The organism is Streptomyces sp. NPDC025833 (genome assembly GCF_055558055.1).
This window is the reverse complement of the sequence record NZ_JBVHNF010000006.1, coordinates 286,570-312,976: the sequence shown is the minus strand read 5'-3', so window position 1 is coordinate 312,976 and position 26,407 is coordinate 286,570. Positions and strand designations below refer to the sequence as shown.

The window sequence follows — 26,407 nt, the reverse complement described above, 5'->3', positions numbered from 1 at the left end:
GTCCGTTCCCTCTGCTCGGAGACTAGCGGGCTACTCCTCCAGAGTCAGCGAGAACAGCGGAAAAGTCCTGGTCAGCCTCTGCCAGGCCGGACAATTCAGGCATATCGCCCGGGACGCGCACCACTCCGCGCGCTCAAATTGGCGCGGCACCGCTCAGCCGAGCAGGCGATGGGCGTTCAGGAGGCCGCGACGGCCGTCCGGATCTCCTCCGCGAACCGCTCGGCCGCCCCGCGCAGCGCGCTGACGTCGGGACCGTGACGCAGGACACCCCGGCTGACGTTGGGCACCACGTTGCGCACGGCCGCGCCGAACACCCCGGGGAGATCGGCGGGGGTCGCGCCCTGGGCGCCGATGCCGGGGGCGAGGAGCGGTCCGTTGACGTCCAGGTCGTAGGAGGACAGGTCGCCGAGCGTGGCGCCGACCACCGCGCCGAAGGAGCCCAGCGGCTCCTCCCCCGCGTTCTCGGCCGCCAGGTGGGCCAGCATGGTCGCGCCGACGGTCCTGCCGTCCGCGCGGAGGGCGTGCTGCACCTCGCCGCCCTCCGGGTTCGAGGTCAGCGCCAGCACGAACAGGCCGGCCCCGCTCTCCCGGGCCAGGTCGACGGCCGGGCGGAGCGAGCCGTAGCCGAGGTACGGCGAGACGGTCAGGGCGTCGGAGAACAGCGGGGCGTCGGGGTGCAGGAACGACTCGGCGTAGGCGGCCATGGTCGAGCCGATGTCGCCGCGCTTGGCGTCCATCACGACCAGGGCGCCGGCCGCCCGCGCCTCCTGGACCGACTTCTCCAGCACGGCCAGGCCCCGGGAGCCGAACCGCTCGAAGAAGGCGCTCTGCGGCTTCAGGACGGCGACCCGGCCGGCCACGGCCTCGACGACCGTGCGGCTGAACCGCTCCAGACCGGCGACGTCGTCGGCCAGGCCCCACTCGGCGAGCAGGGCGGCGTGCGGGTCGATGCCGACGCACAGCGGGCCGCGCTCGTCCATGGCGCGGCGCAGCCGGGCGCCGAAGGGCTCCAGCGGGCTCATGCGGGCTTCCTCACGTCGGCGCCGACCGCGTCGGCGAGGGTGGCGTACGGGCTGGTGCGCAGGCGCGCGGCCAGTCCCTTGTGGACGGAGCGGCACCAGAACGGGCCCTCGTAGACGAAGGCGCTGTAGCCCTGGACCAGCGTGGCACCGGCCAGGATCCGCTGCCAGGCGTCCTCGGCGGTCTCGACGCCGCCGACGCCCACGAGCGTGATCCGGTCGCCCACGCGCGCGTACAGGCGGCGCAGGACCTCCAGGGACCGCTCCTTGAGCGGGGCGCCGGACAGGCCGCCGGTCTCCCCCACCAGCGCGGAGGCCGACCTCAGGCCGAGCCCCTCGCGCGCGATGGTGGTGTTGGTGGCGATGATGCCGTCCAGGCCCAGCTCCACGGCGAGGTCGGCGACGGCGTCGACGTCCTCGTCGGCGAGGTCCGGGGCGATCTTCACCAGTAGCGGGACGCGCCGGTGGGCGACCGTGCGGTCGGCGGCCTCGCGCACGGCGGTCAGCAGCGGCCGCAGCGCCTCGGTCGCCTGGAGGTTGCGCAGGCCGGGCGTGTTCGGCGAGGAGACGTTCACGACCAGGTAGTCGGCGTACGGCGCGAGCCGCTCGGCGGACTTCACGTAGTCGGCGACGGCCTCCGCCTCCGGGACCACCTTGGTCTTGCCGATGTTGACGCCGACGACGGTCCGGAAGACCGGCTCGCGGGTGGCCAGCCGGGCCGCCACGGTGAGCGAGCCGTCGTTGTTGAAGCCCATGCGGTTGATCAGCGCCCGGTCGGCGACCAGCCGGAACAGCCGCTTGCGGGGGTTGCCCGGCTGGGGTTCGCCGGTGACCGTGCCGATCTCGACGTGGTCGAAGCCCAGCATCGCCATCCCGTCGATCGCGACGGCGTTCTTGTCGAAGCCGGCGGCGAGCCCGAACGGGCCGTGCATCCGCAGCCCGAACGCCTCGGTGCGCAGCTCCTTGTAGCGGGGGGCGAGCGCGGCGGCGGCGAAGGTGCGCAGCACGGGGATCCGGACGGCCCGGCGGATCCAGCGGAAGGCGAGGTGGTGGGCCTTCTCCGGGTCCATCCGCCGGAACACCAGGCGGAAGAAAAGCTCGTACATGTCTCTCTGTCCTCGTCAAGCCTCATGCGGAGGGGGACACCGGTTCCGGTGTCCCCCTCTGTGGCCGGCTGCTAGTCGCGGGCCGCGGTCAGGTGCTCGGCGTGCTCCTGGAGCGAGCGGACGCCCACGTCCCCGTGGGTGAGGGCGTCGATGCCCTGGACGGCCGCGGCGAGCGCCTGGACGGTCGTCAGGCACGGCACGGAGCGGGCCACCGCCGCCGTACGGATGTCGTAGCCGTCGAGGCGGCCGCCGGTGCCGTACGGGGTGTTGACGATGAGGTCGACCTCGCCGTCGTGGATGAGCTGGACGATGGTCCGCTCGCCGTTCGGGCCGGTGCCCTCGGACTGCTTGCGCACGACGGTGGCGTGGATGCCGTTGCGCTTGAGGACCTCGGCGGTGCCGGAGGTGGCGAGCAGCTCGAAGCCGTGGGCGACCAGCTCGCGCGCCGGGAAGATCATCGAGCGCTTGTCGCGGTTGGCGACAGAGATGAAGGCGCGGCCCTTGGTGGGCAGCGGGCCGTAGGCACCCGCCTGCGACTTGGCGTAGGCCGTGCCGAAGACCGAGTCGATGCCCATGACCTCGCCGGTGGAGCGCATCTCCGGGCCGAGGACCGTGTCGACGCCGCGGCCCTGGATGTCGCGGAACCGCGACCACGGCATGACCGCCTCCTTGACGGAGATCGGCGCGTCCAGCGGCAGCTCGCCGCCGTCGCCGTTCTTCGGCAGCAGGCCCTCGGCGCGCAGTTCGGCGACGGTCGCGCCCAGCGAGATGCGGGCGGCGGCCTTGGCGAGCGGCACCGCGGTCGCCTTCGAGGTGAAGGGGACCGTGCGGGAGGCGCGCGGGTTGGCCTCCAGGACGTAGAGGATGTCGCCGGCCATCGCGAACTGGATGTTGATCAGGCCGCGCACGCCGACGCCCTTGGCGATGGCCTCGGTGGAGGCGCGCAGCCGCTTGATGTCGAAGCCGCCGAGGGTGATCGGGGGCAGGGCGCACGCCGAGTCACCGGAGTGGATGCCGGCCTCCTCGATGTGCTCCATGACACCGCCGAGGTACAGCTCCTCGCCGTCGTAGAGGGCGTCGACGTCGATCTCGATCGCGTCGTCGAGGAAGCGGTCGACGAGGACCGGCCGGGAGGGGCTGATCTCGGTCGACTCGGCGATGTAGGCGGCGAGGCGGGTCTCGTCGTAGACGATCTCCATGCCGCGTCCGCCGAGCACGTACGAGGGCCGGACCAGGACCGGGTAGCCGATCTCGTCGGCGATGGCCTTGGCCTCCGCGAAGGTGGTGGCCGTGCCGTGCTTGGGCGCGGGCAGGCCCGCCTCGGCGAGGACCCGCCCGAACGCGCCCCGGTCCTCGGCCGCGTGGATGGCCTCGGGGGACGTGCCGACGACCGGTACGCCGTTGTCCTTCAGGGCCTGCGAGAGGCCGAGCGGGGTCTGGCCGCCGAGCTGGACGATCACGCCCGCGACCGGGCCGGCCTGCTGCTCGGCGTGGACGATCTCCAGCACGTCCTCCAGCGTGAGCGGCTCGAAGTACAGCCGGTCGGAGGTGTCGTAGTCGGTGGAGACGGTCTCCGGGTTGCAGTTGACCATCACGGTCTCGTACCCGGCGTCGGACAGCGCGAAGGAGGCGTGGACGCAGGAGTAGTCGAACTCGATGCCCTGGCCGATGCGGTTGGGGCCGGAGCCGAGGATGATGACGGCCGGCTTCTCGCGGCGCGCGACCTCGGTCTCCTCGTCGTAGGCCGAGTAGAAGTACGGCGTCTTCGCGGCGAACTCGGCGGCGCAGGTGTCGACCGTCTTGTAGACCGGGCGGATGCCGAGGGCGTGCCGGACCTCGCGGACGACGTCCTCGCGCAGGCCGCGGATCTCGCCGATCTGCTGGTCGGAGAAGCCGTGCCGCTTGGCCTCGGCGAGCAGGCCGGCGGTCAGCTCGGACGCCTCGGCCAGCTCGTCCGCGATCTCCTTGATCAGGAAGAGCTGGTCCACGAACCACGGGTCGATCCTCGTGTACGCGAAGACCTCCTCGGGGGTGGCGCCGGCCCGGATGGCCTGCATGACGGTGTTGATCCGGCCGTCGGTGGGGCGGACCGCCTCGCGCAGCAGCGCCTCCTTGTCGCCGGGCTCGCCGACGAAGGTGAACTGGCTGCCCTTCTTCTCCAGCGAGCGCAGCGCCTTCTGGAAGGCCTCGGGGAAGTTGCGGCCGATGGCCATGGCCTCGCCGACCGACTTCATGGTGGTGGTCAGCGTGGAGTCGGCCTGCGGGAACTTCTCGAAGGCGAACCGGGGGGCCTTGACGACCACGTAGTCGAGCGTGGGCTCGAAGGAGGCCGGGGTCTCCTGCGTGATGTCGTTCGGGATCTCGTCCAGCGTGTAGCCGACGGCCAGCTTGGCGGCGATCTTGGCGATCGGGAAGCCGGTGGCCTTGGAGGCGAGCGCGGAGGACCGGGAGACGCGCGGGTTCATCTCGATGACGATCACGCGGCCGTCCTCGGGGTCCACCGCGAACTGGATGTTGCAGCCGCCGGTGTCGACGCCGACCTCGCGGATCACGGCGATGCCGATGTCGCGCAGGATCTGGTACTCGCGGTCGGTGAGCGTCATCGCGGGCGCGACGGTGATCGAGTCACCGGTGTGCACACCCATCGGGTCGAAGTTCTCGATGGAGCAGACGACCACGACGTTGTCGTTCTTGTCGCGCATCAGCTCCAGCTCGTACTCCTTCCAGCCGAGGATGGACTCCTCCAGGAGCACCTCGGTGGTCGGGGAGAGCGTCAGGCCCTGGCCGGCGATGCGGCGCAGCTCCTCCTCGTCGTGCGCGAAGCCGGAGCCGGCGCCGCCCATGGTGAAGGAGGGGCGGACGACGACCGGGTAGCCGCCGAGGGTCTCGACGCCCGCGAGGACGTCGTCCATGGAGTGGCAGATGACCGAGCGGGCGGACTCGCCGTGGCCGGTCTTCCTGCGGACCTCCTCCACGACGCCCTTGAACAGGTCGCGGTCCTCGCCCTTGTGGATCGCCTCGGGCTTGGCGCCGATCAGCTCGACGCCGTACTTCTCCAGAACGCCGTTCTCGTGCAGCGAGATCGCGGTGTTCAGGGCCGTCTGGCCGCCCAGGGTGGGCAGCAGGGCGTCCGGGCGCTCCTTGGCGATGATCTTCTCGACGAACTCGGGGGTGATCGGCTCGACGTAGGTGGCGTCGGCGATCTCCGGGTCGGTCATGATCGTCGCCGGGTTGGAGTTGACGAGGACGACGCGCAGGCCCTCGGCCTTGAGGACGCGGCACGCCTGGGTGCCGGAGTAGTCGAACTCGGCGGCCTGGCCGATGACGATCGGGCCGGAGCCGATGACCAGGACGGACTGGATATCGGTGCGCTTAGGCACGCTGGCCCTCCATCAGGGAAACGAAGCGGTCGAACAGGTAGGCGGCGTCGTGGGGGCCCGCTGCCGCTTCGGGGTGGTACTGGACGGAGAAGGCCGGCTGGTCGAGCAGCTGGAGCCCCTCCACGACGTCGTCGTTCAGGCAGACGTGCGAGACCTCGGCGCGGCCGAACTTCGTCTCGCTGACCTTGTCGAGCGGCGCGTCCACGGCGAAGCCGTGGTTGTGCGCGGTGACCTCGACCTTGCCGGTCGTACGGTCCTGGACCGGCTGGTTGATGCCCCGGTGGCCGTACTTCAGCTTGTAGGTGCCGAAACCGAGCGCGCGGCCGAGGATCTGGTTGCCGAAGCAGATGCCGAACAGCGGGGTCCGGCGCTCGAGGACGGCGGTCATCAGCGCGACCGGGCCGTCGGCGGTGGCCGGGTCGCCGGGGCCGTTGGAGAAGAACACGCCGTCCGGCTCCACCGCGTAGACCTCGTCGGCCGTGGCGGTGGCGGGCAGGACGTGGACCTCTATGCCGCGCTCGGCCATGCGGTGCGGGGTCATGCCCTTGATGCCGAGGTCGATGGCGGCGACCGTGAAGCGCTTCTCGCCGACCGCGGGGACGACGTACGCCTCCTTGGTCGCGACCTCCTCGTAGAGGCTCGCGCCCTTCATGTGCGGCTGGGCCTGCACCCGCGCCAGCAGCTCCGCCTCGGGGGCGACCGCCTCGCCGGAGAAGATGCCGGCGCGCATCGAGCCGCGCTCGCGCAGGTGGCGGGTGAGGGCGCGGGTGTCTATGCCGGCGATGCCGACCACGCCCTGGCGCTCCAGCTCGTCGTCCAGGGAGCGCCGGGAGCGCCAGTTGGAGGGCACGCGCGCGGGGTCGCGCACGACGTAGCCGGAGACCCAGATGCGGCCCGACTCGTCGTCCTCGTCGTTCCAGCCGGTGTTGCCGATCTGCGGGGCGGTCGCGACGACGATCTGGCGGTCGTACGACGGGTCGGTGAGGGTCTCCTGGTAGCCGGTCATGCCGGTGGAGAACACGGCCTCGCCGAAGGTCTCCCCCACGGCCCCGTAGGCGCGGCCGCGGAAGGTGCGGCCGTCCTCCAGGACGAGTACGGCGGGAAGCACCGTCTTCCTCTGCGAGGAGCTTCCCCTGGTGGAGGTCGTCATCGTGCGCCTTCCGTGTCGTTGGTCATCTTGTTCAGGGTGTCGACCCACTCGGCGTGCTCGGCCGCGTGGTCGGAGCGGAAGCCGGAGTCGATCAGTCTGCCGCCGTGCGCCCAGGTCACCACCAGCAGCCCGTCCTCGGTGAGGACCTTGCCGGCGATGCCCTTGTCCAGCCGGGCGCCGCGCAGGGCGGCCGTGGGGACGAAGAAGTCGGCCGCTCCGGGGCGCTCGACGTGGAGGCCCTCGTCGGTCAGGGTGAGCTCGGCCCGGCTGCGGGTGCCCAGGCCGTGGGCCACGATGCGGTCCAGCCACTGCCCGGCCGTGGTGGAGCCGTGGTAGCGACCGCTCATGCCCAGTCTCACCGGGCCGCTCTCCTCGGGCGCGGCGGGCAGCGCGGGCAGGTCGCTCTGGAGGGTGCCGCGCCACTTCCAGCCCTCGCGCATCAGCCAGTAGACCAGCGCGATGAACAGGGCCAGCCCGACGAGCCAGCCGATCCGGGCCCCCCAGTCGGTGACCTCGGCCGACTTCTCCGCCTCGGCCAGCAGGATTACAGGTGTCACGTGAGCTTCCCGTCGACGAGCGTGGCCCTGCCCCGCAGCCACGTGTGCGTCACACGGCCCGGCAGCTCACGCCCCTGGTAGGGGGTGTTGCGGCTGCGCGAGGCGAAGTCCGCGGGGTCCACCCGGCCACGGTATGCCGTGTCGACCAGGGTGAGGTTGGCGGGCTCACCTGCCGAGACGGGACGTCCGTGCCCGGTGGCCTGCCCGATCCGCGCCGGCCGGGCGGACATCCGGTCGGCGACGCCGGCCCAGTCCAGCAGGCCCGTGTCGACCATGGTCTCCTGGACCACCGACAGCGCCGTCTCCAGGCCGACCATCCCCATGGCGGCGGCGGCCCACTCGCAGTCCTTGTCCTCGTGCGGGTGCGGGGCGTGGTCGGTGGCGACGATGTCGATCGTGCCGTCGGCGAGCGCCTCGCGCAGCGCCATGACGTCGCGCTCGGTGCGCAGCGGCGGGTTGACCTTGTAGACGGGGTTGTACGTGCGCACCAGCTCGTCGGTGAGGAGCAGGTGGTGGGGGGTGACCTCGGCGGTGACCCGGATGCCGCGGGACTTGGCCCAGCGGACGATCTCCACCGAGCCGGCGGTGGACAGGTGGCAGATGTGGACGCGGGAGTCCACGTGCTCGGCGAGCAGGACGTCCCGCGCGATGATCGACTCCTCGGCGACGGCCGGCCAGCCGCCCAGGCCCAGCTCGGCGGAGACGACGCCCTCGTTCATCTGGGCGCCCTCGGTGAGCCGGGGCTCCTGGGCGTGCTGGGCGACGACTCCGCCGAACGCCTTCACGTACTCCAGCGCGCGACGCATGATCACCGCGTCGTCGACGCACTTGCCGTCGTCGGAGAAGACGGTGACGCCGGCGGCGGACTCGTGCATCGCGCCCAGCTCGGCGAGCTTGCGGCCCTCCAGGCCGACGGTGACGGCGCCGATGGGCTGCACGTCGCAGTAGCCGTGCTCCCGCCCGAGGCGGTAGACCTGCTCGACCACGCCCGCGGTGTCGGCGACGGGGAAGGTGTTGGCCATGGCGAAGACGGCCGTGTAGCCGCCGCTCGCCGCCGCGCGGGTGCCGGTGAGGACGGTCTCGGAGTCCTCCCGGCCCGGCTCGCGCAGGTGGGTGTGCAGGTCGACCAGGCCCGGCAGCAGCACCCTGCCCTCGGCCTCGACGACCTCGACGACCTCGGCGGACAGGCCGGTACCCACCTCCGCGATGGTCTCGCCGTCGATCAGGACGTCCTGCGGCGCACCGCCGAGCACCTTCGCACCACGGATCAGGATCTTGCTCATGGTTCTTACTTCTCCTCGTCGGTGCGGGCGTGGGTCAGGGCGGGCTCGTTGCCGCCGAGCAGGAGGTAGAGGACGGCCATCCGGATGGACACGCCGTTGGCCACCTGCTCGACGGCGGTGCAGCGGCCGGAGTCGGCGACCTCGGCGGTGATCTCCATGCCGCGGACCATCGGGCCGGGGTGCATCACGATGGCGTGCTCGGGCAGCCGGGCCATGCGGTCGCCGTCGAGGCCGTAGCGCCGGGAGTACTCGCGCTCGGTCGGGAAGAAGGCGGCGTTCATCCGCTCGCGCTGGACGCGGAGCATCATCACGGCGTCGGACTTGGCCAGGGTGCTGTCGAGGTCGTACGAGACCGAGCAGGGCCAGTTCTCGACGCCGACGGGCACGAGGGTGGGCGGGGCGACCAGGGTGACCTCGGCGCCGAGGGTGTGCAGCAGGTCGACGTTGGAGCGGGCGACCCGGCTGTGCAGGACGTCCCCGACGATGGTGACCCGCCTGCCGGACAGGTCCTGGCCGAGGCCGGCGTCACGGCCGGTCAGCCGGCGGCGCAGGGTGAAGGCGTCCAGCAGCGCCTGGGTGGGGTGCTGGTGGGTGCCGTCGCCCGCGTTGATGACGGCCGCGTCGATCCAGCCGGAGTTGGCGAGCCGGTACGGCGCCCCCGAGGCGCCGTGCCGGATGACGACGGCGTCGACGCCCATGGCCTCCAGGGTCTGGGCGGTGTCCTTCAGGGACTCGCCCTTGGACACCGACGAGCCCTTGGCGGTGAAGTTGATGACGTCCGCGGACAGCCGCTTCTCGGCGGCCTCGAAGGAGATCCGCGTCCGCGTGGAGTCCTCGAAGAAGAGGTTGACGATCGTCCGGCCGCGCAGGGTCGGCAGCTTCTTGATCGGCCGGTCGGCCACCCGGGCCATCTCCTCGGCGGTGTCGAGGATCAGGACGGCGTCGTCGCGGGTGAGGTCGGCGGCCGAGATGAGATGACGCTGCATCTGTCAGGCTCCGTAAGGCAGTTCAAACGGGAGATTTGGGGCAGCCGGGGCGCGGGACGGCACGCTGGAGCGGCCGGGCGCCCGGCTTGCTAGTGGCCGTCCGGCTTCGCGCCGAGCAGCACGGTGTCGCGACCGTCCTCCTCGGCGAGCTGGACCTTGACCGTCTCCCGCAACGACGTGGGGAGGTTCTTGCCGACGTAGTCGGCGCGGATCGGCAGTTCCCGGTGGCCGCGGTCGACCAGGACCGCGAGCTGCACCGCGCGCGGGCGCCCGATGTCGTTCAGGGCGTCCAGGGCCGCGCGGATGGTGCGCCCGGAGAAGAGCACGTCGTCGACGAGGACGACCAGCCGGCCGTCGATGCCGTCTCCGGGGATCTCCGTGCGGGCCAGCGCGCGCGGGGGGTGCATGCGCAGGTCGTCGCGGTACATGGTGATGTCGAGCGAGCCGACGGGGATCCTGCGGTCGGTGATCTGCTCCAGCTTGTCGGCGAGCCGCCGGGCGAGGAAGACGCCCCGGGTCGGGATGCCGAGGAGCACCACGTCGTCGGCGCCCTTGGCGCGTTCGACGATCTCGTGGGCGATGCGGGTCAGTACCCGCGCGATGTCGGGGCCCTCGAGAACGGGCCGCGCGTCGGACGCCTGCGGATGCGCAGTCGTGTCGTGCTTGTCCATAAGAAACGGACCTCCTTCTCCGCCTCACGGGACGGACCTTAAAGGACGTCGGAATTGCGCCATCTACCGTAGCAGGTCCCCGGACGGCCCCCCGTCACCCCCCGGACACCGTTTATTTCACCCGCTTGGCCCAACCGGCCACGTCCAGCACGGAAGAGTCGGTGTGGACCATTCGGCTTGACGCACGAGAGTCACGCTGCGTAACCTCACAGTGAGTTACCAGCCGCGCGGCGGGAAGACAGCCGGCCGCGTCGACACAGTGTCCGGGGAGCCATATGTCCAGCGAATACGCCAAACAGCTCGGGGCCAAGCTCCGGGCCATCCGCACCCAGCAGGGCCTTTCCCTCCACGGTGTCGAGGAGAAGTCCCAGGGGCGCTGGAAGGCCGTGGTGGTCGGTTCGTACGAGCGCGGCGACCGTGCCGTGACCGTGCAGCGCCTGGCCGAGCTGGCCGATTTCTATGGGGTCCCGGTGCAGGAGCTGCTGCCGGGCACCACGCCGGGCGGAGCCGCCGAGCCGCCGCCGAAGCTGGTCCTGGACCTGGAGCGGCTGGCCACCGTGCCGGCCGAGAAGGCGGGCCCCTTGCAGCGCTACGCGGCGACGATCCAGTCGCAGCGCGGTGACTACAACGGCAAGGTGCTCTCCATCCGCCAGGACGACCTGCGCACCCTCGCCGTCATCTACGACCAGTCCCCCTCGGTCCTCACCGAGCAGCTCATCAGCTGGGGTGTGCTGGACGCGGACGCGCGCCGTGCCGTGGCCACGCACGAGGAGGCGTAACAGCCCTCTCACGCCTCAGCAGAAACGTGCCGCCGGGGCGGCCGGAACCGTATGGTTCCGGCCGCCCCGGCGGCGTTCCACGGCTCCGGCGGCACATCCGCGGGCCCAGGGGCCCGGGAGGCGGCACGGACCGCGGACACGGACATGCCGCAGGGGCGCGGGGGGAACAGCGCGAGCCGCGGCCGTCGGCCGCCCTCCCACCGCTCCTCCCACGCCCCTGCGGCGACGCGGTCACGCCTCCCGGCGGAACGAAGGCTTCAGCTCCTTCAGGCGCCCCAGCAGGCCGTTGACGAACGAGGGCGACTCGTCCGTCGAGAACTCCTTGGCCAGCTGCACCATCTCGTCCAGGACGACGGCGTCCGGGGTCTCGTCGACCCAGATCAGCTCGTACGCGCCCAGCCGCAGGAGGTTGCGGTCCACGACCGGCATCCGGTCGAGCGTCCAGCCGACCGCGTACTGCGCGATCAGCTCGTCGATCCGCTTCGCGTACTCGGCGTACCCCTCGACCAGCTGCATCGTGTACTCGCTGACCGGCGGCTGCCGGGTGTCGGACCGGGACAGCCGGACCCAGTCGGCGAGGACCGTCAGGACGTCGGCGCCGCGCTGGTCGCCCTCGAACAGGATCTGGAAGGCGCGCTTGCGGGCCGTGTTGCGGGCAGCCACGGTTAGCTGTTCACCCGGCCGAGGTAGTCGCTGGTGCGGGTGTCGACCTTGATCTTCTCACCGGTGGTGATGAAGAGCGGGACCTGGATCTGGTGGCCGGTCTCCAGGGTGGCGGGCTTGGTGCCGCCGGTGGAGCGGTCGCCCTGGACGCCCGGCTCCGTCTCGGCGATGACCAGCTCGACGGCGGCGGGCAGCTCGACGAAGAGCACCTCGCCCTCGTGCTGGGCGACGACGGCGGTGAAGCCCTCGATCAGGAAGTTGGCGGCGTCACCGACGGCCTTCGGGTCGATGTGCAGCTGGTCGTACGTCTCCATGTCCATGAAGACGAAGTACTCGCCGTCCTTGTACGAGTACTGCATGTCGCGCTTGTCGACGGTGGCCGTCTCGACCTTGACGCCGGCGTTGAAGGTCTTGTCGACCACCTTGCCGGACAGCACGTTCTTGAGCTTGGTGCGCACGAAGGCCGGGCCCTTGCCGGGCTTGACGTGCTGGAACTCGACGACGGACCAGAGCTGGCCGCCTTCGAGCTTGAGCACCAGGCCGTTCTTGAGGTCGTTCGTGGAAGCCACGGTTGCGGAATCTCCTGGACTGACGTACGACCCCGGGTCACGCGCACAGCGCGAGGCTAGAGCGCGAGCAGCTCCTTGGTCGTGATGGTGAGTAGCTCGGGTCCGCCGTCCGCCTCGGGGCGCACGACGAGCGTGTCATCGATCCGGACACCGCCCCGGCCGGGGAGGTGGACCCCCGGTTCGACGGTGACCGGCACGCAAGCGTCCAGTTTACCCATGGCCGCGGGCGCCAGCCGAGGGTCCTCGTCGATTTCGAGTCCGACCCCGTGTCCGGTCAGCGGCGGCAGCGCCTCCGCGTAGCCGGCCGAGTCCAGCACGTGCCGGGTGACGCGGTCCACGTCCCGGTAGGCGGCGCCGGGGGCGAGGAACTCGCGGCCGGCGCGCTGGGCCGCGAAGACCAGGTCGTACAGCTCGATCTGCCAGTCCGCGGGCGAGGTCCCGATGACGAAGGTGCGGCCGATCTCGCAGCGGTAGCCGCGGTAGGTGGCGCCGAGGCAGACGGAGAGGAAGTCGCCCTCCTCCACCCGCCGGTCGGTGGGGCGGTGCCCGCGGCGGCCGGCGTGCGGCCCGGTGGCCACCGAGGTGGGGAACGCCGGGCCGTCGGCGCCGTGGTCGACCAGGCGCCGCTCCAGCTCCAGCGCCAGGTGCCGCTCGGTCCGGCCGACCAGGATGGACTCCAGCAGCTCGCCCAGGGCCTGGTCGGCGATCTCGGCGCCGATGCGCAAGGAGGAGATCTCCTCCTCGTCCTTGACCACCCGCAGTTGCTCGACGGCGCCGCCGACGTCGGCGAGGCGCAGTCCCGGGGCGACGGAGGCGAGGGCCCGGTGCCGGGCCACGGTGAGGTGGTGCTCCTCGACGGCCAGGGAGTCGGCGCCCTGGGCGGCGGCGAGGCCGGCCGCCGTCTCCACGGGGTCGCCGTCGTTCGCCGGGAGGACGTGCAGGCGCAGCCCTTCGTCCGGCCTGCCTTCGTGGGGGCGGTCGCCCGGCGGGCCGGCGCACACCAGCAGGTCCTCGCGGCTGCCGAGCAGCAGGACGGAGCCCCGCGGAGCGGCGGCGGCGAGGTAGCGGACGTTGGCCGGGCGGGTGACGAGCGCTGCCGCGGTGCCGGCCGCGGTGACGTGGTCCCGCAGCCGGGATCGGCGGTTCGCGTACACCTCTGACATGAGACGAGCGTAGGAGTTTTGTCCGCTTCGTGCCGGTTGGGTGGGTCCGAGTGGGGTCCGGGGCGGGCCTGCGGCCGGGGTCCGGGGGCGGGCGCGGTGCCCGGCGGGGCCGCCCTCCCCCGGCTCACCAGTTCGGCGGGCTCGCTATGGCCCTGGCCAGGACCTCGTCCAGCACCCTGGCCGTCGCCGGGACGTCGAGCTGGGAGTTGTCGATGATCGGCAGGCCCGAGCCGTACCAGCCGGCCATGCGGCCGTGGATGCGGGCCACCTCCTCGTCGGTGAGGCGGCGGTTGCCGGTCCGTTCGGCGTTGCGCTCCAGCACGACGTCCAAGCCCGGGAGCAGCACCACCGGGAGCAGGCCCGGGCCCACGTGCCGCTTCCAGCCGCCGAGGCCCACGACCGGCCGGTCCGGGAAGACGGCGTCGTCCAGGATGCAGGAGATGCCGTTGGCCAGGAAGTTTCGGGCGGCGAACCCGCAGGTCCGGCGGGCCAGGCGGTACTGGGCCTCCGAGTTGTCGTTCCACCCCGTCTGCGGGTCGGCGAAGCCGGAGCGGACCCATTCACGGACGTCGTCCAGGCTTATGTGGGCCGTGGAGACCCGGCGGTGGTCCGCCCAGTACTTGGCCACGCTGGTCTTGCCCGCGCCGGCCGGGCCGATGAGGAGCACGGCGAGGGTGGTGGCGGACGGGTCCGGCGCCGCGGCGGCGGGCGCGCCGACCGGGCCGCCGGGCGGCAGCGGCACGTGCCCGGTGCCGTCGGGCACGGACGCGCCCGAGCCGTACCGCGCGGGCGGCGGCACCGGGCCGGCGGGGGCCGGGGGCTGCTGCGGGGCCGGCGGCACGGGGGCCGCCGGGGCCGGGAAGCCCGGCGGCGGGGGTGCGGGGGCGGGCCCCCGCGGGGTTCCCGGGGGCGGGCCCGGCTGGTGTGCCGCCGACGCCCAGCCGGCGTGCGGCCCCTGCCCCGCCTGGTGGGGCGGCGGCAGCGGAGACCCCGCTGCGTGCTGCATCCGTTGCCACTCCGTCTCGTACGGGCACTGTGGTGCTGGCGGCGGGGGCGTGCCCCCACCGCCCACCGAACGGTACCGTCCCCGGTCGTCGTTCGGTGAAACGGCCGGGGCGGCCCCTGAGTGCCCGGTTCCGGGCGGGGAACCGGACGGACGGAACGGCCGGGAACCTACTGCCCGACCTCGCCGTACGCGGCGAGCAGGACCGCCGGGTCGGGGCCCTCCAGGACGGTGGGCCTGGCCAGCCCGTCCAGGACGACGAAGCGCAGCAGGTCGCCGCGGGATTTCTTGTCGACCCGCATCGCCTCCAGCAGCTTGGGCCACTGGTCGTAGCGGTAGTGCAGCGGCAGGCCCACGGCTTCGAGGACGCTGCGGTGCCGGTCGGCCGTCGCGTCGTCCAGCCGGCCCGCCAGCCTGCCCAGTTCGGCGGCGAAGTGCATGCCGACCGCCACCGCGGCGCCGTGCCGCCACTTGTACCGCTCGTTCTTCTCGATGGCGTGGCCCAGCGTGTGGCCGTAGTTGAGGATCTCCCGCGGGCCGGACTCCGTCAGGTCCGCGGAGACGACCTCGGCCTTGACCCGGATCGAACGCTCGATCAGCTCGGCCGTGTGCGGTCCGCCCGGCGTCCGGGCGGCCTCGGGGTCGGCCTCGATCAGGTCCAGGATCGCCGGGTCGGCGATGAACCCCGCCTTGATGACCTCGGCCAGGCCCGAGACGTAGTCGTGCACCGGCAGGGAGTCCAGCGCGGCCAGGTCGCACAGGACGCCGACCGGCGGGTGGAAGGCGCCGACCAGGTTCTTGCCCTCCGCGGTGTTGATCCCGGTCTTGCCGCCGACGGCCGCGTCCACCATGGCCAGCACGGTGGTGGGGACGGCGATCCAGCGGACCCCGCGCAGCCAGGTCGCGGCGACGAAACCGGCCAGGTCCGTGGTGGCGCCGCCGCCGACGCCGACGATGACGTCGGTGCGGGTGAACCCGCACTGGCCCAGCGCCTTCCAGCAGTACGCGGCGACCTCGGCCGTCTTGGCCTCCTCCGCGTTCGGCACCTGGATGGCGACGGCCTCGTACCCCTGCCCGGCCAGGTCCGCGCGGAGCGCCTCCCCGGTCTCGGCGAGGGCCTCCGGGTGGACGACCGCGACGCGCTTGGCCCGCTCCCCGATCAGCCCGCCCAGCTCGCCCAGGAGCTGCCGGCCGACCAGCACCTCGTACGCGTCCGTGCCCGCCGTGCCGCCGACCCGGATCCGGGTGACTGACTCGCTCATGCTTCCTTCAACTCCACTGCGTCCAGGACTGCTCGGGTGACCTCTTCGGGGCTGCGGCCGTCCGTCGGCACGACGGCGGTGGCGACCGCCTCGTACAGGTGCCGCCGGGCGTCCATCAGCTCGCGCCACTGCTTGCGCGGGTTGACCGCGAGCAGCGGACGGGCCACGTTGAGGCCGGTGCGCCGGACCGCCTCCTCCACGTCCATCGAGAGGTAGACCACCCGGTGCCCGCTGAGCAGCGCCCGGGTGTCGGCGTCGAGGACGGCGCCGCCGCCGAGCGCGAGGACGCCCGCGTGCCCGTCGAGCGCGGTGCGCACCGCCCGCTTCTCCATCGCGCGGAAGGCGGGCTCGCCCTCGTCCACGAAGATGTCGGCGATGGCGCGGCCCGCGGCGGCCTCGATGTCCTCGTCGGTGTCGCGGTACCCGACACCCAGCCGCTCGGCCAGCAGCCGGCCCACGGTGGACTTGCCCACGCCCATCGGGCCGACGAGTACGACCGCTGGCACCGCGCTCACCTGATCCGCAGGTTGTCGAGGTACGACCGCACGTTGCGGCGGGTCTCGGCCACGCTGTCGCCGCCGAACTTCTCCGCCACCGCGTCCGCCAGCACCAGCGCGACCATCGCCTCGGCGACGATGCCGGCGGCCGGCACCGCGGAGACGTCCGAGCGCTGGTGGTGGGCCTGCGTGGCCTCACCGGTGGCCACGTCGACCGTCCGCAGGGCCCGCGGCACGGTCGCGATCGGCTTCATCGCGGCCCGCACCCGCAGCAGCTCGCCGGTGGACAGGCCGCCCTCGGTGCCGCCGGCGCGGCCGGAGACGCGGCGGATACCCTCGGGCGTGCCCACGATCTCGTCGTGCGCCTGGGAGCCGGGCACCCGGGCCAGCTCGAAGCCGTCACCGATCTCGACGCCCTTGATGGCCTGAATGCCCATCAGGGCACCGGCGAGACGGGCGTCCAGCTTGCGGTCCCAGTGCACGTGCGAGCCGAGGCCGACCGGAACGCCGTAGGCAAGCACCTCGACCACGCCACCGAGCGTGTCGCCGTCCTTGTGGGCCTGGTCGACCTCCGCGACCATCGCCTCGGACGCGGCCGCGTCCAGGCAGCGCAGCGGGTCGGCGTCCAGCTTCGCCACGTCGGCCGGCGTGGGGTACACGCCCCGCGGGGCCCGCACCGAGCACAGTTCGACGACGTGCGAGACGATCTCGACGCCGGTCGTCTCCTTCAGGTACGACCGGGCCACCGCGCCCAGCGCCACGCGGGCGGCGGTCTCCCGGGCGGAGGCGCGCTCCAGGATCGGGCGGGCCTCGTCGAAGTCGTACTTCTGCATGCCGGCGAGGTCCGCGTGGCCGGGCCGGGGCCGGGTCAGCGGCGCGTTGCGGGCGAGACCCGCCAGCACCTCCGGGTCGACCGGGTCGGCCGCCATGACCTGCTCCCACTTGGGCCACTCGGTGTTGCCCACCATGACCGCCACCGGGGAGCCGAGGGTCAGGCCGTGCCGGACTCCGCCCAGGAACGTGACCTCGTCGCGCTCGAACTTCATCCGCGCACCGCGGCCGTAGCCGAGCCGCCGCCGCGCCAGGTGGTCGGCCACCATCTCCGTGGTGATCGGCACGCCGGCGGGAAGACCCTCCAGCGTCGCGACGAGTGCGGGACCGTGGGACTCCCCCGCGGTCAGCCAACGCAGCCTGCTCAACGGTGCTCCTCAGTGCTCGCGCCCGGTACTGCCCGGCGCACGCGCGTCCTCGCGTACGGCGACGGCGCCGCCGGGTGCGCGATCCCGGTTACGCCACCTCCGATCCTCCCACGTCCGGCGGCGGGGCCCGGCCGCCGGTCCAGCAGGCGGACGCGCGCGGGAGGGTCAGCGGGCGGCGAGCGCCTTCTCGCCGGCGTGCCGCATGGCGTCCAGGGGGCCGGGGACGTGCCCGGTCATCTGCTCGAACTGGAGCACGGCCTGGTGGACCAGCAGGTCGAGGCCGCTCACGACGGCCCCGCCGAACATGGACCAGCGGGCCGCCAGCTCGGTGGGCCAGGGGTCGTAGAGCACGTCGAAGAGGGTGGCCGGGCGCTCGGGGACGGCGGTGGCGAGGGCGTCGGTCGTGCCGGCCGGCGTCGTGGCGATCACCAGCGGGGCGCGCAGCGCCTCGGCGGCCCGCGACCAGTCCTCGGTGCGGACCTCGACGTCGAGCCGCTCGCCCCACCGCCGCATCTCGGCGGCGCGGGTCTCGCTGCGCACGTAGGCGACGACCTCCCCGGTGCAGACCCGGGCGAGCGCGGCGAGCGCGGAGGAGGCGGTGGCGCCGGCGCCGAGCACGGCGGCGCTCTCCACCTGGTCGACGCCGTGCTCGCGCAGGGCGGCCACCATGCCGGGGACGTCGGTGTTGTCACCGAGCCGGCGTCCGTCCTCGGTGAAGACCAGGGTGTTGACCGCGTCGACCGCGGCGGCGGTGTCGCTGACCTCGTCCAGCAGCGGGAGGACGGCCCGCTTCAGCGGCATGGTCAGCGACAGCCCGGCCCACTCCGGGCCGAGCCCGTCCAGGAAGCCGGGCAGGGCCGCCTCGTCGACGTCGAAGCTGTCGTACGACCAGCCGGTGAGCCCGGCCGTGTCGTACGCGGCACGGTGCAGCACCGGGGAGAGGGAGTGGGCGATCGGCGAACCGAGCACGGCGGCACGGCGGCCGTCAGTTGCCCGAGCTGGCATCGAACTTTTCCTTGAGCTGGAGGAATTCGGCATAGGTCTTGGCGAACTCGGTGTTGTTCGTGCCGTCGGTCGCCACGAAGTAGATCCAGCCGTCGTGCGTCGGATTGAGTGTCGCCTTCAGCGCGTCCTCGCCGGGGTTGCCGATCGGGCCGGGCGGAAGTCCCTTGTGGGTGTAGGTGTTGTACGGGCTGTGGTTCCCGTTGATCTCCTTCTCGGAGATGTGGATGTTGCTCTTGCCGAGCAGGTAGTTGTAGGTCGAGTCGAACTGCAGCAGGCGGTTGGTCTCGGTGTTGGTGGGCTTGAGGCGGTTGTAGACCACCTCGGCCATCTTGCGGAAGTCGTCGTGCGTCTTGCCCTCGGCCTGGACCAGGCTGGCGACCGTGACCAGCTCGAACGGGTTGCCGAGACCGAGCGCCCTGGCCTTGTCGTCGAGGCCGTAGACGGCGTACTTCTGCTTGGCCTGGGTCACCATCTGCCGCAGGACCGCCTCGGGCTTCATGCCCTTGGCGGCCGGGTAGGTGGCCGGCCAGAGGAAGCCCTCCAGCGGGTCCATGATGTCGCTGTTGTTCTGCGCCCAGGCGGGCAGGCCGAGGCTCTTGTACTGCTTCCGGGCGATCTGCTTGGTGGTGCCCGCGGGCAGTTCGAGCTGCTTGTCGATGGCCGCGTAGACACCGGAGTTGCGCTCGCCCTCGGTGACCACGACGTTGTTCTGGCTGCGCGGGTCCAGCATCAGCTTGACGGCGCTGGCGGAGGACATCTCCTTCTTCAGGAGGTAGGCGCCGGCCTGGATCCCGTCGCCGCCGGGCGTCTGGCCCTGGGCGTGGACGAAGGCCTCGGCGCTCTTGACGACCCCGGCCTCCTTGAGCCGGCGGCCGATCTCCCAGCCGCCCGCGCCCTTGGGGATCTCGACGGTCACCGTCTGGTTCGTGCCGTCGCCCGCGTAGTCCGGAGCCGTGCCGAAACGATTTTGGTAGAACTGGTAGCCGAAGTACCCGACGCCGCCGAGGCCGCCGCCGAACACCAGGACGACCACCATGCAGGCGCAGCCGGTGCGCCGCTTCTTGCTCTTGACCGGCTTGCGGCCCTTGCCGCGCCGCTCGCGCCGGCTCTGGAGCTCGTGCTCCCCGTCCTCGTCGTCCCCGGTGTCCGCGCCGCCCCCCGCGAAGAAGGCGTGCTCCTCCTCGTCCGCGGGTTCCGGTTCCGGTTCGGGGCGCCTGCGGCCGGGCGGCTCCGGCGGCGGGTAGGCGTCCTCGGTGCCGTAGAGGTCGGGCTGCTCCCCGCCGTAGGCGGCGGGCTGGTGGCCGTACGGGTCGCCGGGGTCCGCGGCGTACGGCACCTGGCCGTGGCCGCCGGACGCGTCCCAGGCGCCCTGGTGCTGCTGCGTGGCGTGGCCCGCGAACTGCGGGTCGTACTGCTGGTGCTGCTGGTGGGCGCCGTATCCGGGCTGCTGCTCCTGGTTCCAGTCGCCGTACTGCGGTGCGTGGGGATGCTGCTGAGGCCGGCCGTCGTAGGGGGACTGCGGGCCCGTCGGGGCCTGCTGCCCACCCCATCCGCCGTCCCCGTACAACGGGTCCTCCGGATGCCACGGTTCGGGGCCAGGGCCCCGGCCATACTCAGTCATCGATCCCCTAGAGCCGCGAGGCCGACGGTCACGCGGCCGGTGGGCCTGCTTCCGTTCCGCCTCTTGCTGTGCCCCGGCTGTTCGAACACCGGCGCATCGCGCGGAACGTTACCGTATCGCGATCAGATGACCACTTCGACGCCCTCACCGGGTGCTTCACCTGACACCCGTTCGGATTCCAGGGCCTGCTGGAGGATGACGACGGCCGCCGCCTGGTCGATGACCGCGCGGCCCTTCTTCGACCGCACGCCCGAGGCGCGCAGTCCCTGACTGGCCGTCACGGTCGTCATCCGCTCGTCCACCAGGCGCACCGGCACCGGGGCGATGCCCCGGGCCAACTCCTGCGCGAAGGCACGGACCTTGACCGCCGCCGGGCCCTCGCTCCCCTTGAGGGAGCGGGGGAGCCCGACGACGACCTCGATCGGCTCGTACTCCTCGACCAGGTGCCGCAGCCGGCGGTGGGCGGCGGGGACGTCCCGGCCGGGGACGGTCTCCACCGGGGTGGCGAGGATCCCGTCGGGGTCGCACGAGGCGACCCCGATCCGGGCGTCCCCGACGTCGATCGCGAGCCGGCGTCCTCTGCGCATCTTCTCGGCCGCTTCCTGCCCGTCCGCCCGCCCTACTTCGCGGTCTCGGCGACGAGCCGCTCGACGGCCTCGACGGCCTCGCCGACGGCGGCCGGGTTCTGGCCGCCGCCCTGGGCGACGTCCGGCTTGCCGCCACCGCCGCCGCCGAGGGTCTTGGCGGCGGCCCGGACCAGGTCGCCGGCCTTGAGGCCGCGCTCGCGGGCCGCGTCGTTGGTGGCGATGACCGTCAGCGGCTTGCCGTTGTTGACGGTGAACAGCGCCACCACGGCGGCCCGGCCGCCGCGGATGCGGCCGCGCACGTCGAGGACGAGCTTGCGCAGGTCGTCCGGCGTGGTGCCGTCCGGGACCTGCCCGGTGACCACGGCCACGCCGTGCACGTCCCGGGCGGACTCGGCGAGACCGGCGGCGGCCTGGAGCACCTTCTCGGCGCGGAACCGCTCGATCTCCTTCTCGGCGTCCTTCAGCTTGCCGAGCATGGCGGAGACCTTCTCCGGCAGCTCCTCCGGCCGGCCCTTGATCAGCTCTTGGAGCTGGGCGACGACCGTGTGCTCGCGGGCGAGGAAGTTGTAGGCGTCCACACCGACGAGGGCCTCGATACGGCGGACACCCGAGCCGATGGAGGACTCGCCGAGCAGCTTCACCAGGCCGAGCTGGGCGGTGTTGTGCACGTGCGTGCCGCCGCACAGCTCCTTGGAGAAGTCGCCGATGGTGACCACGCGGACCCGCTCGCCGTACTTCTCGCCGAACTCGGCGATGGCGCCCTGCTTCCTGGCGTCGTCGATGCCCATGACCTCGGCGGTGACGTCCAGGTCGCGGGCGAGCACCTCGTTGATCTTCTGCTCGACGTCGGTCATCACGGCCGTCGGGACGGCGGACGGGGAGCCGAAGTCGAAGCGGAAGCGGCCGGGCTGGTTCTCCGAACCGGCCTGGGCGGCCGTCGGGCCGAGGGCGTCGCGCAGCGCCTGGTGCGTCAGGTGGGTGGCCGAGTGGGCGCGGGCGATGGCGGTGCGGCGGCGGGCGTCGATCGAGGCGTGGGCCTTGGCGCCGACGGTGACCTCGCCGACCTGGACGACGCCCTTGTGCACGTAGACGCCCGGGACCGGCTTCTGGCAGTCGCGGATCTCGATGACGGCACCGGAGTCGACCTTGATCCGGCCGGTGTCGCCGATCTGGCCGCCGCCCTCGGCGTAGAAGGGGGTGCGGTCGAGGACGACCTCGACCTCGTCGCCCTCGGACGCGGCCGGCGAGGAGACGCCGTCGACGAGCATGCCGACGATGGTGGACTCGCCCTCGGTGTCGGTGTAGCCGATGAAGTCGGTGGCACCGGCGGAGTCGGCGATCTCGCGGTAGGCGCCCATGTCGGCGTGGCCGGTCTTCTTGGCCCGGGCGTCGGCCTTGGCCCGCTCCCGCTGCTCCTTCATCAGGCGGCGGAAGCCGTCCTCGTCCACGGACAGCCCCTGCTCGGCGGCCATCTCCAGGGTGAGGTCGATCGGGAAGCCCCAGGTGTCGTGGAGCAGGAACGCCTTGTCACCGGAGAGGATCCGGCCGCCGGACTGCTTGGTCTCGGTGACGGCGGTGTCGAGGATGTTGGTGCCGGCCTTGAGCGTCTTGAGGAAGGCGTTCTCCTCGGCGAGGGCGACCTTCTCGATGCGCTCGCGCTCGGTGATCAGCTCCGGGTACTGCTGCCCCATCATGCCGATCACGGTGTCGATCAGGTCCTGGACGACCGGGCCGGTGGCGCCGAGCAGGCGCATGTTACGGATGGCGCGGCGCATGATGCGGCGCAGCACGTAGCCGCGGCCCTCGTTGCCGGGGGTGACGCCGTCGCCGATGAGCATGGTGGCCGTGCGCATGTGGTCGGTGACCACGCGGAGGGACACGTCCGAGGTGTGGGCGTCGCCGTAGCGCACGCCGGTCAGCTCGGTGGCCTTCTCGATGACGGCCATGGAGGTGTCGATCTCGTACATGTTCTGCACGCCCTGCAGAATCATGGCGAGCCGCTCCAGGCCGAGGCCCGTGTCGATGTTCTTGCTCGGCAGGTCCCCGAGGATCTCGAAGTTGTCCTTGCCGATGCCCTCGCCCCGCTCGTACTGCATGAAGACGAGGTTCCAGATCTCCACGTACCGCTCGTCGTTGACGGCGGGACCGCCCTCGGCGCCGAACTCGGGGCCGCGGTCGTAGTTGATCTCGGAGCAGGGGCCGCACGGGCCGGGGACGCCCATGGACCAGTAGTTGTCCTTCATGCCGAGGCGCTGGATGCGCTCCTTCGGCACGCCGACGACCTCGTGCCAGATGCGCTCGGCCTCGTCGTCGTCCTGGTAGACGGTGATCCACAGCCGCTCCGGCTCCAGGCCGTAACCGCCCTGGTCCTGGGGCGCGGTGAGCAGCTCCCAGGCGTACGTGATGGCGCCTTCCTTGAAGTAGTCGCCGAAGGAGAAGTTGCCGCACATCTGGAAGAACGTGCCGTGCCGCGTGGTCTTGCCGACTTCTTCGATGTCGGGCGTGCGCACGCACTTCTGCACGCTGGTGGCGCGCGGGAACGGCGCCTTGACCTCGCCCAGGAAGTAGGGCTTGAAGGGCACCATGCCGGCGGGGACGAGGAGCAGAGTCGGGTCGTCCGCGATGAGCGACGCCGAAGGGACGACGGTGTGCCCGCGCTCCTCGAAGAAGCTCAGCCAGCGGCGGCGAATCTCGGCCGACTCCATCAGTGGTCCTCATTCCGGTTGTACGTGTACGTCGTGTTCTCGATGTACTGGGGGCTGCGGTTGTTCTCGATGGCGGCGTGCCGCCGGGGCGCCGGGAGCCCGGGGCCGGGGTCCTCGTGGATGCCGAGGGCCTCCTCCAGCTCGGCCTCCCGCTGGGCCATGTTGGCGCGGACGTCGAGCGCGAAGCCGACCGCGCGGTCCTTCAGCCGGTGGCCGGTCTCCAGTGCCTTGTTCGCCGCGGTGGCGGCCAGGCTGTCCGGAGTGAGCTGCCTGAGCTTGCGGTTGACCTTGGTGGTGGCCCAGACACCGGCGGCGACACCGGAGGTGAACCAGAAGCTACGACGGAACATCGCTCGGTCTCAGTCCTCACTTGCGCTTGCGGCGTGCGGCGGGGACCGCGCGGCCCACGATCACGTTACGGCGGGGCGACTTCACGGGCACGTCCTCCCCCTTGCGTCCGCCGAGCGCCCGGCGGACGCCGTAGCCGAAGGCGGCGACCTTGACCAGCGGGCCGCCGAAGGTGGAGGCGACGGTGCTCGACAGCGCGGAGGCGTTCGACGTGACCTCCTGGACGTCGGTGGCGATCGCGTCGACCCGGTCGATCTGGGTCTGCGCGGAGCGCACGGCCTGGGACGCGTCGGCGAGCAGCGGGACCGCCTGGTCGGTCACGTCCGCGACGAGCTTGGTCGTCGCCTTGAGCGTCTGGGCCAGCCTCGCCAGCGCGACGGCGAGGAAGGAGACCAGAATCGCCCAGAAGACGGCCACCAGGATCCCGGCCACCTCTCCACCGGACACTGTGCGCACCCGCTCCCTGAAACGTGTCTGAGCATCGGAAAAGTCGTGCCCCGAGCCTATCGCGCCAGGGCCGAGGCTCCGTACCGATTACCGCCCGGCGCGGGTGGAGGTGCGGTGGAGCCGCGGGCGGCGTTTGTACGGACCGAACACGCTTCAGTACGCTCCGTGTCCCATGCGAGGTCCTCACAGCGCCGGCTCCCGGGCGGACGGCGATCCGCCCCTCGAACTCACCGCCTTCGTCGGGCGCTCGGCGGAGCTGGCCGAGCTGACCGCGGCGCTCGGCCGGGCCCGGCTGGTGACCGTGACCGGGGCGGGCGGGGTCGGCAAGTCCCGGCTGGCCGGGCGGGTGGCCGCGCGGTGGGCGGCCGGCGACCCGGCGCGGGGCGTGCCCGCGGCGGACCGGGGCTGGGCGGAGCTGGCGTGCGTGCGCGACCCGCAGTTCGTGGACTACGCGGTGGTGGAGGCGCTGGGGCTGACCGACCACACCGCCCGCCTGCCGCGGGAGGTCCTGCTGGAGCGACTGGCCGGCCGCCGGGTCCTGCTGGTGCTGGACGGCTTCGAGCACCTGGTGGCGGCCTGCGCGGACCTGGTGGCGAAGCTGCTGCGGAAGCTGCCGGAGCTGCGCGTGCTGGCCACCGGCCGGCGCCCGCTGGGCCTGGCGGGAGAGCGGCTGTTCGCGCTGGCGCCGCTCGGTGCCGACGAGGCCGTGGAGCTGTTCGGGGACCGGGCCCGGGCGCACGGGGCACCGGTGGCGGACTGCCCCGAGGTGCGCGAGGTGTGCCGCCGGCTGGAGGGCGTCCCGCTGGCGCTGGAGCTGGCGGCCGGGCGGCTGCCGGCGCTGTCCCCGGCCGAGCTGCTGCGGCGCCTCGACGACCGGTTCCGGCTGCTGACCGGCGGCGGCCGGGACGCCCTCCCCCGGCACCGGGCGCTGCGCACGGCGATCGGCTGGAGCCACGAGCTGTGCACGCCGGCGGAACGGCTGCTGTGGGCCCGGCTCTCGGTGTTCGCGGGGAGCTTCGACCTGGAGGCGGCCGAGTACGTGTGTGGCGGGGAGGGGCTGCCCGCCGAGGACGCGCTGGGCGTGCTGGCGGAGCTGCTCGCCCAGTCGGTCCTCACCCGCGAGGAGTCGGCGGCCGGCTCCCGCTACCGGATGCTGGACACCGTCCGGGCCTACGGCGCCGACTGGCTGGAGGCGACCGGGGACGCGGACCGGCTGCGCAGACGGCACCGGGACTGGTACCTGGGCCTGGCGACCTGGTGTGAGCTGGAGTGGTTCTCGCCGCGGCAGCGGGAGGTCGCCGCGCTCGTGGACGCGGAGCTGCCGAACCTGCGGGCGGCGCTGGAGTTCTGCCTGACGGAGCCGGACGAGGCGCATCTCGGGCAGCACCTGGCGGGTGCGCTGTGGTTCTGCTGGGTGGGGTGCGGCCGGCTCTCGGAGGGGCGGCGCTGGCTGGAGCGCAGCGTGGCGCTGGACTCGGAGTACGAGCGGGCCCGGCTGAAGGCGCTGTGGGTGCTCGGCTACGTGGCGGCCCTCCAGGGCGACACCGTGCCGGCCCTGCGGGCGCTGCGGGCGTGCCGGGAGCAGGCGGAGCGGTCGGCCGACCCGGCGGCGCTGGCGTACGCCGAGCACCGCTCCGGCTGCCTGGCCCTGGTCACGGACGACGTGGCCCGCGCGGAGACGCTGCTGCGCTCGGCGCTGGACCGCTACCGGGAGATCGGCGAACTGAACAGCAACGTGCTGATGGGCCGGGTGGAGCTGGCCATGGCGCGGGCGTTCCGGGGGGACGTGCCGGAGGCGGTGCGGCTGTGCGAGGACGTGCGCCGGGTGTGCGAGGAGCACGGCGAGCGGTGGGCGCGGTCGTACGCGCTGTACGTGCTGGCCTACGCGGCCTGGCTGGACGGGGACCCAGCCGGCGCGCGGGTGCTGCTCGCGGACTGCCTGGACGACGCGCACGCCTTCGACGACCTGCTGGGCTCGGTGCTGTCGATCGAGCTGCTGGCCCTGGTGACGGTGGCGCAGGGCGATCCGGCCGAGGCGGCGGTCCTCCAGGGCGCCGCCGGGCGGCTGTGGCCCTCGGTGGGGCTGCCGCTGTTCGGTTCCGCGTACTACAACGCCCCGCACGAGCGGTGCGAGAGCGCGGCCCGGCGGGCGCTCGGTGACGTCCGGTACGCGGAGTGCGTGCGGGCGGGCGCCGCGCTGGACCGGGACGCGGCGGTGGCCCGGGCGCTGCGGCGGGGGGAGCCGGGCGGGCCGGCCGCGCCGCCGGCGCCGCGCGGCCCGGTGGGCCGGGGCGGCGGGGAGGCGGGGCCGCGGGGCGAGCCGGGGCGGCGGGAGCCCGCGGGCAGATGCGAGCCCGCCGCCTCGCCCACCCGGAAGGGCGGGGAGACGGCGGGCTGAGGTGCTGCG

23 protein-coding genes are annotated in these 26,407 nt (G+C 72.7%); 2 read left to right on the top strand and 21 right to left on the bottom strand.

The window, feature by feature from the left end; all coding sequences use genetic code 11:
* Positions 1-176: 176 nt before the first annotated feature.
* From pyrF to pyrR, 8 genes are all read right to left on the bottom strand, one after another.
* Complete coding sequence (gene pyrF / locus ACZ4K2_RS12935) at positions 177-1,022, bottom strand: orotidine-5'-phosphate decarboxylase (protein WP_467473327.1); 846 nt, start codon at positions 1,020-1,022, stop codon at positions 177-179.
* The gene (locus ACZ4K2_RS12930; protein WP_467473326.1) at positions 1,019-2,125 is read right to left on the bottom strand and encodes a quinone-dependent dihydroorotate dehydrogenase; all 1,107 of its coding nucleotides are present in this window, start codon (positions 2,123-2,125) and stop codon (positions 1,019-1,021) included. The genes pyrF and ACZ4K2_RS12930 overlap by 4 nt, the downstream gene beginning before the upstream one ends.
* A 71-nt stretch (positions 2,126-2,196) precedes the next feature.
* Positions 2,197-5,505, bottom strand: coding sequence for a carbamoyl-phosphate synthase large subunit (gene carB, locus ACZ4K2_RS12925; protein WP_467473325.1), 3,309 nt, complete (start codon positions 5,503-5,505; stop codon positions 2,197-2,199).
* Positions 5,498-6,655, bottom strand: a complete 1,158-nt coding sequence (gene carA / locus ACZ4K2_RS12920; RefSeq protein WP_467473323.1) for a glutamine-hydrolyzing carbamoyl-phosphate synthase small subunit — start codon at positions 6,653-6,655, stop codon at positions 5,498-5,500. The genes carB and carA overlap by 8 nt, the downstream gene beginning before the upstream one ends.
* Positions 6,652-7,212 (bottom strand): PH-like domain-containing protein, encoded by a 561-nt coding sequence (locus ACZ4K2_RS12915; protein ID WP_467473320.1) that lies wholly within the window; start codon positions 7,210-7,212, stop codon positions 6,652-6,654. The genes carA and ACZ4K2_RS12915 overlap by 4 nt, the downstream gene beginning before the upstream one ends.
* Positions 7,209-8,495, bottom strand: a complete 1,287-nt coding sequence (locus tag ACZ4K2_RS12910) for a dihydroorotase (protein ID WP_467473318.1) — start codon at positions 8,493-8,495, stop codon at positions 7,209-7,211. Before ACZ4K2_RS12910 ends, ACZ4K2_RS12915 begins: the two co-directional genes overlap by 4 nt.
* Before the next feature lie 5 nt (positions 8,496-8,500).
* Complete coding sequence (locus ACZ4K2_RS12905; protein WP_467473317.1) at positions 8,501-9,481, bottom strand: aspartate carbamoyltransferase catalytic subunit; 981 nt, start codon at positions 9,479-9,481, stop codon at positions 8,501-8,503.
* Between the two features lie 89 nt (positions 9,482-9,570).
* Positions 9,571-10,152 carry a bifunctional pyr operon transcriptional regulator/uracil phosphoribosyltransferase PyrR gene (pyrR, locus tag ACZ4K2_RS12900; protein ID WP_467473315.1) on the bottom strand — a complete coding sequence of 194 codons (582 nt, stop codon included), beginning with the start codon at positions 10,150-10,152 and terminating at the stop codon, positions 9,571-9,573.
* Positions 10,153-10,427: 275 nt separating this feature from the next.
* Here pyrR and bldD point away from each other — a divergent pair, with 275 nt between their 5' ends.
* Positions 10,428-10,931, top strand: coding sequence for a transcriptional regulator BldD (bldD, locus tag ACZ4K2_RS12895; RefSeq protein ID WP_014671524.1), 504 nt, complete (start codon positions 10,428-10,430; stop codon positions 10,929-10,931).
* A gap of 231 nt (positions 10,932-11,162) precedes the next feature.
* Here bldD and nusB read toward each other — a convergent pair whose 3' ends face one another.
* The 13 genes from nusB to ACZ4K2_RS12830 all read right to left on the bottom strand — a co-directional run bounded on the left by nusB (position 11,163) and on the right by ACZ4K2_RS12830 (position 24,009).
* Entirely contained in the window at positions 11,163-11,594 is a 432-nt protein-coding gene (gene nusB, locus ACZ4K2_RS12890; RefSeq protein WP_467473313.1) for a transcription antitermination factor NusB, read from the bottom strand.
* A gap of 2 nt (positions 11,595-11,596) precedes the next feature.
* Positions 11,597-12,163, bottom strand: coding sequence for an elongation factor P (gene efp / locus ACZ4K2_RS12885; RefSeq protein WP_365796417.1), 567 nt, complete (start codon positions 12,161-12,163; stop codon positions 11,597-11,599).
* A gap of 56 nt (positions 12,164-12,219) precedes the next feature.
* Positions 12,220-13,326 (bottom strand): aminopeptidase P family protein, encoded by a 1,107-nt coding sequence (locus tag ACZ4K2_RS12880; RefSeq protein ID WP_467473311.1) that lies wholly within the window; start codon positions 13,324-13,326, stop codon positions 12,220-12,222.
* Positions 13,327-13,450: 124 nt separating this feature from the next.
* Positions 13,451-14,332 (bottom strand): Pro-rich N-terminal domain-containing protein, encoded by an 882-nt coding sequence (locus ACZ4K2_RS12875; RefSeq protein ID WP_467473309.1) that lies wholly within the window; start codon positions 14,330-14,332, stop codon positions 13,451-13,453.
* Between the two features lie 167 nt (positions 14,333-14,499).
* On the bottom strand, positions 14,500-15,591 hold the full coding sequence (gene aroB / locus ACZ4K2_RS12870; protein ID WP_467473307.1) for a 3-dehydroquinate synthase: 1,092 nt from the start codon (positions 15,589-15,591) through the stop codon (positions 14,500-14,502).
* A complete protein-coding gene (locus tag ACZ4K2_RS12865; RefSeq protein WP_467473487.1) occupies positions 15,588-16,070 on the bottom strand; it encodes a shikimate kinase in 483 nt (160 codons plus the stop codon). The genes aroB and ACZ4K2_RS12865 overlap by 4 nt, the downstream gene beginning before the upstream one ends.
* A 32-nt stretch (positions 16,071-16,102) precedes the next feature.
* A complete protein-coding gene (gene aroC / locus ACZ4K2_RS12860; protein WP_467473305.1) occupies positions 16,103-17,287 on the bottom strand; it encodes a chorismate synthase in 1,185 nt (394 codons plus the stop codon).
* A 165-nt stretch (positions 17,288-17,452) separates the two neighbouring features.
* Positions 17,453-18,292 (bottom strand): shikimate dehydrogenase, encoded by an 840-nt coding sequence (locus tag ACZ4K2_RS12855; RefSeq protein ID WP_467473303.1) that lies wholly within the window; start codon positions 18,290-18,292, stop codon positions 17,453-17,455.
* The gene (gene mltG / locus ACZ4K2_RS12850; protein WP_467473301.1) at positions 18,273-19,913 is read right to left on the bottom strand and encodes an endolytic transglycosylase MltG; all 1,641 of its coding nucleotides are present in this window, start codon (positions 19,911-19,913) and stop codon (positions 18,273-18,275) included. Before mltG ends, ACZ4K2_RS12855 begins: the two co-directional genes overlap by 20 nt.
* A 122-nt stretch (positions 19,914-20,035) precedes the next feature.
* Positions 20,036-20,500: a Holliday junction resolvase RuvX gene (gene ruvX, locus ACZ4K2_RS12845; protein ID WP_467473299.1), complete on the bottom strand. Its 465-nt coding sequence runs from the start codon at positions 20,498-20,500 to the stop codon at positions 20,036-20,038.
* Between the two features lie 32 nt (positions 20,501-20,532).
* Positions 20,533-23,205 (bottom strand): alanine--tRNA ligase, encoded by a 2,673-nt coding sequence (gene alaS, locus ACZ4K2_RS12840; protein WP_467473297.1) that lies wholly within the window; start codon positions 23,203-23,205, stop codon positions 20,533-20,535.
* Positions 23,205-23,555, bottom strand: coding sequence for a hypothetical protein (locus ACZ4K2_RS12835; RefSeq protein WP_467473295.1), 351 nt, complete (start codon positions 23,553-23,555; stop codon positions 23,205-23,207). Before ACZ4K2_RS12835 ends, alaS begins: the two co-directional genes overlap by 1 nt.
* A 16-nt stretch (positions 23,556-23,571) precedes the next feature.
* Positions 23,572-24,009 carry a DUF948 domain-containing protein gene (locus ACZ4K2_RS12830; protein ID WP_467473293.1) on the bottom strand — a complete coding sequence of 146 codons (438 nt, stop codon included), beginning with the start codon at positions 24,007-24,009 and terminating at the stop codon, positions 23,572-23,574.
* Between the two features lie 163 nt (positions 24,010-24,172).
* Between ACZ4K2_RS12830 and ACZ4K2_RS12825 the strand changes: the two genes are divergently transcribed.
* Complete coding sequence (locus ACZ4K2_RS12825; protein WP_467473292.1) at positions 24,173-26,398, top strand: ATP-binding protein; 2,226 nt, start codon at positions 24,173-24,175, stop codon at positions 26,396-26,398.
* Positions 26,399-26,407: the final 9 nt, after the last annotated feature.